Source organism: Kineococcus gynurae (genome assembly GCF_042433995.1).
Lineage (GTDB): Bacteria > Actinomycetota > Actinomycetes > Actinomycetales > Kineococcaceae > Kineococcus > Kineococcus gynurae.
Genome location: NZ_JBHLUI010000009.1, coordinates 245,691 through 257,453, shown reverse-complemented (window position 1 = coordinate 257,453; position 11,763 = coordinate 245,691). Strand labels below are relative to the sequence as shown.

8 protein-coding genes are annotated in these 11,763 nt (G+C 73.4%); all 8 read left to right on the top strand.

Annotation, left to right across the window (positions count from 1 at the left end):
• The first annotated feature begins 9 nt into the window (after positions 1-9).
• Entirely contained in the window at positions 10-1,572 is a 1,563-nt protein-coding gene (locus ACFFKU_RS12790; RefSeq protein WP_380138472.1) for a M48 family metalloprotease, read from the top strand.
• Positions 1,569-2,294, top strand: coding sequence for a peptidoglycan-binding protein (locus tag ACFFKU_RS12785; RefSeq protein ID WP_380138470.1), 726 nt, complete (start codon positions 1,569-1,571; stop codon positions 2,292-2,294). The genes ACFFKU_RS12790 and ACFFKU_RS12785 overlap by 4 nt, the downstream gene beginning before the upstream one ends.
• Before the next feature lie 90 nt (positions 2,295-2,384).
• On the top strand, positions 2,385-3,929 hold the full coding sequence (locus ACFFKU_RS12780) for a hypothetical protein (protein WP_380138468.1): 1,545 nt from the start codon (positions 2,385-2,387) through the stop codon (positions 3,927-3,929).
• A 5-nt stretch (positions 3,930-3,934) separates the two neighbouring features.
• The gene (locus ACFFKU_RS12775) at positions 3,935-5,926 is read left to right on the top strand and encodes a hypothetical protein (RefSeq protein WP_380138466.1); all 1,992 of its coding nucleotides are present in this window, start codon (positions 3,935-3,937) and stop codon (positions 5,924-5,926) included.
• A gap of 102 nt (positions 5,927-6,028) precedes the next feature.
• Positions 6,029-6,319 carry a hypothetical protein gene (locus tag ACFFKU_RS12765; RefSeq protein ID WP_380138730.1) on the top strand — a complete coding sequence of 97 codons (291 nt, stop codon included), beginning with the start codon at positions 6,029-6,031 and terminating at the stop codon, positions 6,317-6,319.
• 178 nt (positions 6,320-6,497) lie between these two features.
• Positions 6,498-9,260 (top strand): DNA polymerase I, encoded by a 2,763-nt coding sequence (gene polA / locus ACFFKU_RS12760; protein ID WP_380138462.1) that lies wholly within the window; start codon positions 6,498-6,500, stop codon positions 9,258-9,260.
• Between the two features lie 86 nt (positions 9,261-9,346).
• The gene (locus ACFFKU_RS12755; RefSeq protein ID WP_380138460.1) at positions 9,347-10,132 is read left to right on the top strand and encodes a class I SAM-dependent methyltransferase; all 786 of its coding nucleotides are present in this window, start codon (positions 9,347-9,349) and stop codon (positions 10,130-10,132) included.
• 110 nt (positions 10,133-10,242) lie between these two features.
• Entirely contained in the window at positions 10,243-11,754 is a 1,512-nt protein-coding gene (rpsA, locus tag ACFFKU_RS12750) for a 30S ribosomal protein S1 (RefSeq protein ID WP_380138458.1), read from the top strand.
• The last annotated feature ends 9 nt before the right edge of the window (positions 11,755-11,763 follow it).

Genomic DNA, 11,763 nt, shown 5'->3' with positions numbered 1-11,763 from the left:
CGTGCGGGGATGACCCCGCCTCCCCTGGACCCCCGGCTGCGGCACCCGGCCGAGCGGCCGCGCTTCGTGCTGGCCCTCCTCTCGGCCGCCCTCGCCGTCGCGAGCTACCTCCTGGGCGTCCTCGTCGTGCACGGGTGGGTGGTCGTGCTCCTGCTCACCGCCGGCCTGCTCGGACTCGGCCTGAGCGGTTGGGCCACCTTCCACCTCACCCGGGTGCGTTCCCTCGGGGCCGGGGTGCGGGTCGGTCCGGAGAGCCTGCCCGAGCTGCACGCGGCCGTCGAGGAGGTGCGCGACCGGTTGGGGGTGCGCGAGGACGTGCCCGTCGTCGTCCTGCCGGACGCGCCGTCGGAGGTGCTGCTCACCAGCTGCTTCGGGCGACGTCTGGTCCTGGTCAAGGGTCCGGCGGTGGGCGCGGCCCTGGCCGACCCGGCCCGGCGCGGGGAACTGCTGCACCTGCTCGCGCGCCCGCTGGGGCAGGTGGCGGCCCGGCAGACCCGCGCCGAACCCCTGCTGCCGCTGCTGGAGGCGCTCGGTCTGCTGCCCGGCCTGAACCTGCTGATCCTCCCGTGGCGACGGGCCCTGCTGCTCAGCGGCGACCGCATCGCCCTGGTCGGGTGCGGAGACCCGACCGCCGGGATCGCGGCCGCGCGCACGTGGCTCGTGGGTCAGGAACTCGGCCCCCGCCTGCGGTCGGCGGGGCTCGACACCCAGGTCGCGGCGGCCGGTCGGCACCCGCTGCTGCGGGTGCTCGAGCTGTTCTCCGCCGCCCCCCACCCGAGCACGCGCTACGCCGAGCTCGTGCGTTTCGCCCGGGGCGGTCCTGACCCCCGTCCCCCGCGCCGGGGCACCCCGGTGCTCGCCCTCCTCGCCGTCCCGCTGGCGCTGCTCGGCGGGGCCGGGCTGGCCGTCCCGGTGGCCGACGCGGTCGCCCCCGCCCCGACCCGGCGGGACCTGGCCGGGGTGGCGCCCGTCCCGCGCGACGGGGTCTGCGTCCCCACCGACGTCTCCCGGTTCAGCGGGCGAGCGCTCGCCGTCCGCAGGTGCACGGGCCCGGACCCGCTGCACCCGGAGACCGAGGTGGCGCTGCTGCCCGACCGGACGGCCCTCGACGCCGAACTGGACGACTGGCGGGCCTGGGGAGCGGATTCCTGCCCCGGTCGCCCGAGCAGCGTCTGGCCCGACGACCGGCCGGGGGAACCGCCCCGCGGTCGCGTGCTCTGCGCGACCGACGAGGACGGCACGGCCTGGCTGGTGTGGAGCGAGACCGGGGCGAACGTGCTGGGGGTCTCCTTCTCGACCGGCCACGACGAGTCCGGCCTCTCCGCGTGGTGGTCGCGCCACGGTCCGGCCACGGATCCCGGGGTTTCCCCGGGGGCGCCGGCCACGACCCCGGCGGCACCGTTCTTCCCGGGCCGGCAGGGGGTCGGTCCCGGCAGGCAGGAGGACGAGATGAGCGACGACGAGCAGGAGGTCCGGGCCCGGCTGGCCTGGTTGTCCGCGGCCGGGACCGAGGCCGGCACCCACCTGGTCGAGCAGGCCCTGCTGGGCCACACCCGGGAGGTGTCGTCGTGACCACCGCGGCGGCGGTCCTGGAGATCGCACGGGGCCAGCTCGGCGTGCGGGAGGAACCGGCCGGTTCCAACCGGGTCCGCTACGGCGACTGGTACGGCGTCACCGGACCGTGGTGCGCGATGTTCGTGTCCTGGTGCACGTTCACCGCCGGGGTGCCGTTGCCGGCGAGCACCGCCAAGGGTTTCGCGTGGACCCCAGCGGGCGCCGCCTGGTTCCGGTCCCTCGGACGCTGGACCGCGGACCCGGCCCCGGGGCACGTGGTGTTCTTCGACTTCCCCGCCGACGACGTCGACCGGATCTCCCACGTCGGACTCGTCGAGTCGGTGGAGGCCGACGGGACCCTCGTCACGATCGAGGGCAACACCGACGCCGCCGGCGGACGGACCGGTGGGCAGGTCCTGCGCCGCCGGCGCCGGTCCGGCGTCGTGGGTTTCGGGGTCCCGCCCTACTCCGACTCCGGCTTCGTCGGCGGGGACCCCGTCCCGGTCGCACCCGCCGCCGCCCGCCCCACGCTCCCCGGTCTCCTCGTCCGGGGTTCCCGGGGCCGCCAGGTCCGCATGCTGCAGGCCCGCCTGGTCCAGCTCGGGCACGGACCCCTCGACGTCGACGGCGACCTCGGCCCCCGCACGGCGTCCGCCGTCCGGGCGTTCCAGTCCGCCGCGGGTCTGGACCCCGACGGGGTCGTCGGCCCGTCGACCTGGTCGGCCCTCTGGGCCGGTTGACGGTCCCGGGCCTCCCGCGATCCGGGGAGAACCCGATCCCCATCCATCCATCAGTTCATCCATCCGCGACCCGCTCCCCTGGAGGACGTCATGGCCGACGTGGCCCCCGCAATCCTGGTCAACTCCGTCCTGGGCAAGATCCAGGACGTCCTGCTCAACGGCGACGGGGACGTCGTCCCGCGCAGCGACGACCACTACCTCGCCGTGCTCAACGTGGGGATCCCCATGGACCCCGCCGACTTCGACTACGCCCGGGAGGGTTTCTCGGGCGTGTACCGCCGCAACGTCGACGAGCAGGACCTCGTCGCCTCCACCGGCCCGCAACCCGCGGCGGCGGCCCCCGCCGAGGAGGGTCCGTCGGTGGAGCAGCAGCTCGCCGCGGACGCCCTGCGCAAGTACATGAGCGCGGAGAACTTCGCCACCCTCGTCGACCTGGTCCCCGACACCTCGGGGATCATCGACAACGGGCGGATCACCGTCTGGAACCCCGAGGCCCGGGTCTCCCGCGTCTACGCGACGGCCCTGCAGCACAGCCAGGTGTACGACAACGAACCCGACGCCGAGACGGCGGCCAAGGTCGACCGGTGGCGCTCCAAGCTGGTGACGACGCGCAAGGAGAAGGACGTCGTCACCGAGGAGGAGGTCGAGGTCACCGAGGACGCCCCGCTGGTGAAGGCCTACAACGAGAAGATGACCGCCTACCTGGGTGCGGCCATGGAGTACAACAACACCCGGATCGCCGCCCTCGGCGGCCAGGACCAGGAGGCCGTGCACCGGATGGCGGTCAACGGACCGCTCATGCAGCTCAGGCTGCGGCAGGCGATGGCCGACTGGTCCGGGGCCGGTCACAAGGGCGACTACGAGCGGCTGACCGCGGCCATCCAGTCGGTCGAGGAACGCGCCTTCGTCCTGCTGAAGCAGCGCTACAAGGAGGACTTCCTGCGCAGCATGCTCACCAACCCCTCGACGAACACGAACTTCCCCTGGAGCGCGCCCGCCTCTTCGGCGTTCGCCTCGTCGGACTCGGGGTGGACGGAGTTCTACTTCAACTCCAGCTCCTTCGAGAGCAACCACACGTTCCGGTCGCGGTCGACCAAGGCGGGCGGTGGTTTCAGCGTCGGTGCGTTCACGGTCGGCGGCGGGGGACAGGTGACGCACCAGGAGTTCGACCGGACCTTCGAGTCGACCCGCTTCTCGATGAGCTGCAAGCTGGCCCGGGTGCCCATCTCCCGTCCCTGGCTGGCCCTGGACTACCTGCTGAGTTCCTTCTGGCGTTTCGACGCGAACAACGCCGTGCTCGCCGGGCGGATGGTCAGCGACGGACGCCGCCCCCCGGAGGGCCTCATGCCGGCCATCACGACCGACTGCATCTTCGTCAAGGACCTCAGCCTGGACTTCGGGGAGGGCAACAGCGCCCTGCGCTCGGAGTTCGACAAGGCGTCGGGGGGCGGGGGTTTCTCGTTCGGCCCGTTCTCGTTCGGGGCCAGGCACACCGCGACGGAGTCCTCCTGGCACCGGGAGGGGTCGCACCAGGATCAGGGCGTGAAGATCGACGGCCTGCAGCTGCTCGGCTTCATGTGCTACATGCTGCCGCAGAGCCCGAACCCGGACCCGGCCATCACGGCCTGGGTCTGAGCGTCGTGGGAACCCGGGCCGCGGTCGCCCTGCTCGACCGCGTCGCGGCCACCGCGCAGCGCCTGCTCGGCAAGGAGTGCTACCTCGCCACCTCGCCGAGCAGCACCCCGCTGGCCGAGGAGCACCTGGCCGTCCTGGCCGACCCGACCCGGGCGTTCAGTTCGCCGGAGGCCGTCGAGGCCGCGGTGGTCCTCTCCACCGTCGTGGACCGCATCCAGGACGGTGACCGGGTCCAGGACTGGCGCTCGGGGGCCTTCCTCTCCGACGTCTGGCCGGGGCTGCTGGCCAACGTCGAGTTCGCGAACGCGACCACGCCGGAGGGCGCCGCCGCCGTCGAACGGGCGGAGAAGGTGCTCTTCCTCGACGCGGCCGTCGGGGTGCCGACGCCGGCGTACGCGCAGCTCCTCGCCGAGCGGAGGGCCCTCCTCGTCGACGAGACGCGCCTGACGAACGTCCTGGCGGAACTCACGAGGGCGGCACCGGGCGAGACCGTCCAGAAGGAGGACCTCCGGGACGCGCTCACGGCGGCGATCGCCGGTCGCCGGCAACTCCTGGACGCACTCGAGGCGGCATCGGGACTGGGGGCCGCCGAACGGGCCTACCTCCACGAGAGCGGGGGCGGGATCCCACCCCGCTGCCGGCAGGCCGCGGCGATGCTGGGTCAGCCCTTCGGCGAACTCACCTCAGTGATCAGCCAGCAGACCCATCTCCAGGCGATCTTCCGGCCCTCCCGGCTGCAGGAGGCGGACTGGGTCCGGGTCCGCGTCTGCCGGGCCGACGTCGAGGCGGCCGCGGAGGGATCACCGCTGCTGCCTCCGTTGTCGTTGGCCGACGACGTGGAGCTCGACGACGCGGCCGTCGACACGCTGACCTGCGAGGTGCAGGTGCTGGGCGTCGAGCGACCCTGGATGTGGGAACAGTTGCTGGGCGCGCGGAACTGGCGCTGGCAGGTGGCCGAGAACCCGGTCTCCGACGGGGCCGATCCGCCGACCGGGACCGTCCCGGCCTACGTGGTCGGGGTCGTCGTGGTCCGCAACCTGGAGATCACCGGGCGGCAGGCGCTCGTCCCCGACTCGGCCCGGGAGGGGGTCCGGTTGGGGCCCTGGGGTTTCCGCGCCGCCGAGGCGCGTCTCGGTCACCTCCGGTGGCGCGAGCTCGTCCCGGGGCAGCGTCCGGACGCCGGTCGCCGGGTGCTCCCGGCCCGCCCGGCCCCGGTCGACCCCCCGGACCCGCGCCTGGTCGCGGAGCTGCGGGAACGCTGGTCCCGGCGCCGGCCCGACCTCGTCACCGCCGCGACGGCGGCCACCGTGCTGGACGCGGGTGGGGAACCCGTCCGGCAGAGCCCCGTCCGCGTCGTCTCGCCGGAGGGGAGCGAGACGGTGCGGACGACCACGGCGGGGGGTGGGTTGCTCCTGGAGGCCGGGGCCCGGGTGCTGCCCGCCCTGGTCGAGCCCGCCCTCCGATCCGGACGGGTCGTGGGCCCCCGCGACCCGGGTGCACTGCTGGACGTGATCCGGGGACCCCGGGGGCCCTGGGGACCCAGGGGTCCCTGGGTCCCGGGGGGGCCCTGGGTCCCCGAGGACGTCGTCCGGCCCCGGCCACCGCGCATCCCCACGGCCCCGCTCACGGTGCGGACGTCGCTGGTCTCCTCGGACGGGACGGTCCGGGTCCTGGACGCCACCGCCCGGGTGCTCGTCCAGCGGCTGGACGCGTCCGGCCCGGTCACCGTCGCCGAGCAGGACACGACCGGGCCCGAACTGGTGCTCCCGCTGCCGGCCGGTCGCTACCGGGTCTCGGTGCACTGCCCGGTCTACGACGTGGAGTCGGGGGAGGTCACCGAGGTCGTCCTCGACCCGGCCGACCCGGCCGGGGCGACGGTCGGTGTCGTCCTGCGGGCCCGCACCGTCCTGCGCAGCGCCGAGACCCTCGTCGTCGGCGTCCTCTGCCGCCGCGTCCCGCGCAGCCCCGACCCGCACCCGGACGCGACGTTCCGCTAGCGGTCCTTCCCGTTCCCGTCCCCGTCACCGGTCCCGTCACCGGTCCCGTCACCGGTCCCGTCACCCGTCCCGTCACCCGTCCCGTCACCCGCAGGAGGAGTCATGTCCACGCCCGTCCCCGTCCCGCTGTCCCCGCCGGCCGGAACCACCCCGGGTGCACCGTTCGCCGCCACGGTGCGCAGCCGCCGCCCGACCCGGAAGTGGTGGGTCACCCAGATCACCGCGCTGGCCGCCCTGGCCACGCTCGTCGTCACCACCGGGGCCTGGGGCACCGAGGCCTCGGTGGCCACCATCGGGCTGCTCTCGCAGGCCCTCGTCTCCTACCTGGTCCCCAACGCCGCGACGCCGGGCGGGGTCCCCGAACGGGTGCTGACGGCCACCGGCGGTCGCTGAGTCCCGGCGGACCGACGGACGCCGACGGACGCCGACGGACCCCGACGGACCCCGACGGACCCCGACGGACCCCGACGGACCCCGACGGACCCCGACGGACCCCGACGGACCCCGACGGACCCGGCCGCTCCACCAGCGGCCGGGTCCCGTGTCGAAGGGCGCGGCTAGCCTGGCCCGCGTGACACCCCCCGCCGCGACCCGCTCCGCCACCACGCGCTCCACCGCTCCCGCCGCGGCCCCCGCCACCCGGCCCCGGCTGCTGCTGGTCGACGGGCACTCGCTGGCCTACCGGGCGTTCTTCGCGCTGCCGGTCGAGAACTTCAACACCCGGACCGGCCAGCCGACCAACGCGGTGTACGGGTTCACGGCGATGCTCATCAACGTCCTGCGCGACGAGGACCCGACCCACGTGGCCGTCGCCTTCGACGTGTCGCGGCAGACGTTCCGGTCGACGGAGTACAGCGAGTACAAGGCCAACCGCTCCAGCAGCCCCGACGAGTTCCGCGGCCAGGTCGGGCTGGTCAAGGAGATCCTCCAGGCCTTGCGGATCCCCATGGTCGAGAAGGAGGGGTACGAGGCCGACGACGTCATCGCCACCCTCACCACGCAGGCGACCGCCCTCGGGTACGAGGTGCTGATCTCCTCCGGGGACCGCGACGCCCTGCAGCTCGTCGGCCCCGACGTCACCGTCCTCTACCCGCGCAAGGGGGTCTCCGACCTGGCCCGGATGACCCCGGAGGCCGTGCAGGAGAAGTACGGCGTCGAGCCCGAGCGCTACCCCGACCTCGCCGCGCTGGTCGGCGAGACCAGCGACAACCTGCCCGGGGTGCCCGGTGTCGGACCGAAGACCGCCGCGAAGTGGATCGGTCTCTACGACGGGCTGGACGGGGTCATCGGCAACGCCGACCTCATCAAGGGCAAGGCCGGTGACAGCCTGCGCGAGCACCTCGACGGGGTGATCCGCAACCGCCGCCTCAACGCGCTCGTGCGCGACCTCGAGCTGCCGCTCGCCCCCGAGGACCTGTTCCGCCGTCCGTGGGACCGCGAGGAGGTTCACACGGTCTTCGACGGGCTGGAGTTCCGGGTGCTGCGCGAGCGGCTGTTCGAGACGCTCACCTCCGCCGAGCCGGAGGCCGAGGGCGGGTTCGGCGTCGAGGGCGGCGTCCTTTCCGACGGCGAGGTCGGCCCCTGGCTGGAGGAGCACGCCCGCGGCCGGACCGGTGTGCACGTCAGCGGGACCTGGGGGCGGGGCGGCGGGGACGCGACCGGCCTCGCGCTCGCCTCGTCCGACGGCGCCGCCGCCTGGCTCGACCCGGCGACGCTCGCCGAGGCCGACGAGCAGGCGCTCGCGGCCTGGCTGGCCGACCCGGGGCGGCCCAAGATCGGTCACGACGTGAAGGGCCCGGCCCACGCGCTGGCCGCCCGGGGCTGGGAGCTGAACGGGGTCGTCGTCGACACGGCGCTCGCCGCCTACCTCTGCCGCCCCGACCAGCGCAGCTACGACCTCGCCGACCTGGCCCTGCGCCACCTGAAGCGCGAGCTGCGCGTCGAGGGGCCGGCGGCGGCCGACCCGGTCGACGAGCAGCTGACCCTCGACGGGTCCGACGGGCCGATCGGCGGGGGTGACCTGCAGCGCGCCCAGGACGGCATGGTCCGCGCCCTGGCCATGGTCGAGCTGGCCGACGTCCTGGCCACCGAGCTCGAGGCCCGCAACGGCGCCGAGCTGCTGCGCGACGTCGAGCTCCCCCTGGTCGGGGTGCTGATGCGCCAGGAGCGGGTCGGGATCGCCGTCGACGGCGAGCTGCTCGCCGCGCTGGAGGCCCACTTCGCCGAACGGGTCGCGCAGGCCCAGCGGCTGGCCTACGAGGTCATCGGCACCGAGATCAACCTCGGGTCCCCGAAGCAGCTGCAGACGGTGCTCTTCGAGCAGCTGGAGATGCCCAAGACCAAGCGGACCAAGACGGGGTGGACGACGGACGCCGACGCCCTCGCGGCGTTGTTCGTCAAGACCGAGCACCCGTTCCTGCAGCACCTGCTGGAGCACCGGGACGCGTCCCGGCTGCGGCAGACCGTCGAGGGGCTGCAGAAGTCCGTCGCCGAGGACGGCCGGATCCACACCACCTACCAGCAGATGATCGCGGCGACGGGACGACTCTCCTCGACCGACCCCAACCTGCAGAACATCCCGATCCGCACCGACGAGGGCCGCCGGATCCGCGAGGCGTTCGTCGTCGGTCCGGGCTACGAGAGCCTGCTCACGGCCGACTACTCCCAGATCGAGATGCGGATCATGGCGCACCTCTCGGCCGACGAGGGGCTGATCGCCGCGTTCACCTCGGGGGAGGACCTGCACCGCTTCGTCGGGTCCCGGGTCTTCGGGGTCGCACCCGCCGAGGTGACCCCCGCGATGCGGGCCAAGATCAAGGCCATGTCCTACGGGCTGGCCTACGGGCTCAGCGCGTTCGGCCTGTCCAACCAGCTCAAGATCTCCACCGAGGAGGCCAAGGGCCTCATGGAGGACTACTTCGAACGGTTCGGCGGAGTGCGCGACTACCTGCAGGGCGTGGTGGCCGAGGCCCGGACCGCCGGGTACACCGAGACGATCCTCGGCCGGCGTCGCTACCTGCCGGACCTCACCAGCGACAACCGCCAGCGCCGCGAGATGGCCGAGCGGATGGCGCTCAACGCGCCCATCCAGGGTTCGGCCGCCGACATCATCAAGGTCGCCATGCTCGACCTCGACCAGGGGTTGCGGGAGTCCGGTCTGCGCTCCCGGCTGCTGCTGCAGGTGCACGACGAGCTCGTGCTCGAGGTCGCCCCGGGGGAGCGGGAGGAGCTCGAGGCCCTCGTGCGGCGCACGATGGCCGGGGCCGCGGACCTGGCCGTCCCGCTCGACGTCTCGGTCGGGGCGGGCCGCTCCTGGCACGAGGCGGGGCACTGAGCACGGGGCCGGGCGCGGGGGCGGGCGGGTCGTCGGGCGCGGGCTTCGCGCCCGTCGGCTACCAGCGCGTCGGGGCCGCCGAGACCGTGGCCGCGCAGCGGTCCTGGTGGGACGCCGAGGCGGGGGACTACCGCCGCGAGCACGGCGCGTTCCTCGGCGACGGCGAGGCCGGCTCCGACTTCGTCTGGGGGCCGGACGGGATGCGGGAGGCCGACGTCCACCTGCTGGGCGAGGTCGCGGGCCGCCGGGTGCTGGAGATCGGAGCCGGGTCCGGGCAGTGCGCCCGCTGGTTGCGCACCCAGGGGGCGGAGGTCCTCGCGACGGACCTGTCCCTCGGGATGCTGCGCGAGGGCGTCCTGGTCGACGAGGCGGCGGGGGTGCGCACCCCGATGCTGCAGTGCGACGCCCGGCGGCTGCCCTTCGCCGACGCCACGTTCGACGTGGTGTGCACCTCCTACGGGGCTCTGCCCTTCGTGGCCGACGCCGGCGCGGTGCTGGCCGAGGTGGCCCGGGTCCTGCGACCGGGCGGACGGTTCGCGGCGAGCGTCCCGCACCCCGTGCGGTGGACGCTGCCGGACTCCCCGGGGCCGGAGGGGTTGACCGTCCAGCTGTCCTACTTCGACCGCCGGGCCTACGTGGAGCGCGACGAGCAGGGCGTCGTCAGCTACGCCGAGCACCACCGGACGGTCGGGGACTGGGTGCGGCTGCTGGTCGGGGCCGGTCTCGTGGTCCGCGACCTGGTGGAACCCGAGTGGTACGCCGGGGAGGCGGTGTGGGGCGGCTGGAGCCGTCTGCGCGGCGAGCTGCTCCCCGGGACGTTGATCCTCGTCGCCGACCGTGGCGCTTTGCCCGGGCCCTCGGGCAACGAGTAGGCTGGGCCCGCGAGCGGTGCGTGTCCTGGAAATCCGGGTGGATGCCCGCCCGTGACCCCCGGACCACCGGTGGGTCCCCTTCGACTGTCCCTGACGGAGCCCCTACCTCCATGACCACCACCACGACCGCACCGGCGAGCACGACTCCCCAGATCGCGATCAACGACATCGGATCCGCTGAGGACTTCCTCGCCGCGGTCGATGCCACCATCAAGTACTTCAACGACGGTGACATCGTCTCCGGCACCATCGTCAAGGTCGACCGGGACGAGGTCCTCCTCGACATCGGGTACAAGACCGAGGGTGTCATCCCCTCCCGCGAGCTCTCCATCAAGCACGACGTCGACCCCAACGAGGTCGTCGGCGTCGGCGACGAGGTCGAGGCTCTGGTCCTCCAGAAGGAGGACAAGGAAGGCCGTCTGATCCTGTCCAAGAAGCGGGCTCAGTACGAGCGCGCCTGGGGCACGATCGAGGCCAAGAAGGACGCCGACGAGGTCGTCGAGGGCACCGTCATCGAGGTCGTCAAGGGTGGGCTCATCCTGGACATCGGCCTGCGCGGCTTCCTCCCCGCCTCCCTGGTCGAGATGCGTCGCGTGCGCGACCTGCAGCCCTACGTGGGCCAGAAGATCGAGGCCAAGATCATCGAGCTGGACAAGAACCGCAACAACGTGGTCCTGTCCCGCCGGGCGTGGCTCGAGCAGACCCAGTCCGCGGTCCGCCAGAACTTCCTCACCACCCTGCAGAAGGGCCAGGTGCGGTCCGGCGTCGTCTCCTCGATCGTCAACTTCGGTGCGTTCGTCGACCTCGGCGGCGTCGACGGTCTGGTCCACGTCTCCGAGCTGTCCTGGAAGCACATCGACCACCCCTCCGAGGTCGTCGAGGTCGGCCAGGAGGTCACCGTCGAGGTGCTGGACGTCGACATGGACCGCGAGCGCGTCTCGCTGTCGCTGAAGGCGACCCAGGAAGACCCGTGGCAGCAGTTCGCCCGGACCCACGCGATCGGTCAGGTCGTGCCCGGGAAGGTCACCAAGCTCGTCCCGTTCGGTGCGTTCGTGCGCGTCGACGACGGCATCGAGGGCCTGGTCCACATCTCCGAGCTGGCCGAGCGTCACGTCGAGGTGCCCGAGCAGGTCGTCCAGGTCAACAGCGACATCTTCGTCAAGGTCATCGACATCGACCTCGAGCGTCGCCGGATCTCGCTCTCGCTCAAGCAGGCCACCGAGTCGCTGGCCGCGCTGGGCGAGGAGTTCGACCCGTCGCTCTACGGCATGGCGGCGGACTACGACGAGCAGGGGAACTACAAGTACCCCGACGGGTTCGACCCGGAGACCAACGAGTGGCTCGAGGGCTACGAGTCGCAGCGCGAGGAGTGGGAGGCGCAGTACGCGCTGGCCCACGAGCGCTGGGAGGCCCACCGCAAGCAGGTCGCGGAGGCCGCCGAGGCCGAGGCGAAGGCGGAGGCCGAGGGCACCAGCACCCCGGCCGCGGCGAGCAGCAGCTCCAGCAGCTCCTCGTCCTCCACCCCGTCCTCGTACACCTCCGAGGCGCCCGAGGCCGGTGGCACGCTGGCCTCCGACGAGGCCCTCGCCGCCCTGCGCGAGAAGCTGACCGGCGGCAACTGAGCCGTCCGC